Annotated in this window: 1 protein-coding gene; it reads right to left on the bottom strand. The window is 62.3% G+C overall.

Annotated features, from left to right (window positions below; all coding sequences use genetic code 11):
* A partial coding sequence (locus J5M67_RS28715) for a universal stress protein (RefSeq protein WP_207888715.1) occupies positions 1-317 on the bottom strand: 317 nt, incomplete at its 3' end.
* Positions 318-440 lie beyond the last annotated feature (123 nt).

The following is a 440-nucleotide window of genomic DNA, read 5'->3' as shown; positions in this document are numbered from 1 at the left end:
ACGTTCAGCTTCGTCGCAAGATTCGCGATCTCGTCGATCGGGTAGCCGAACGCAAAATGCCCCTGTGCGTGCACGCCGCGCTCTGTCAGCCAGTTGACGCCCTCCTGCAGGATCTCCCGCGCGGTTTCCTCGAAGCGGCTGCACGCGACGTCGGTCAACAGGCCCGCGCTTTGCGCAATGCTCGACCGCATGTCGACGACCGACAGCAGATGCGTCTCCGCTTTCAGTTCGAGCGCCAGGTCGGCACCGCATCGCAGCGCCTTTCGGCCTTCGAGCGTGCCGTCGTAGCACAGCAGAATCTTCTTGTAGCTAGCCATTGCGGCCTCCCCAATGCGCGCCTCGCGCATGGATTCATCATGCTGCGCCGCAATTCAGGATGCAAGCGCTGGAAAACGCTGATTCGCGTTGCACCGCGAACGCGCGATGATCCACCACAGGAA

Source organism: Pseudomonas sp. 30_B, assembly GCF_017491605.1.
In the GTDB taxonomy this organism is placed as follows: Bacteria; Pseudomonadota; Gammaproteobacteria; order Pseudomonadales; family Pseudomonadaceae; genus Pseudomonas.
This window is presented reverse-complemented; position numbering and strand designations above follow the sequence as displayed.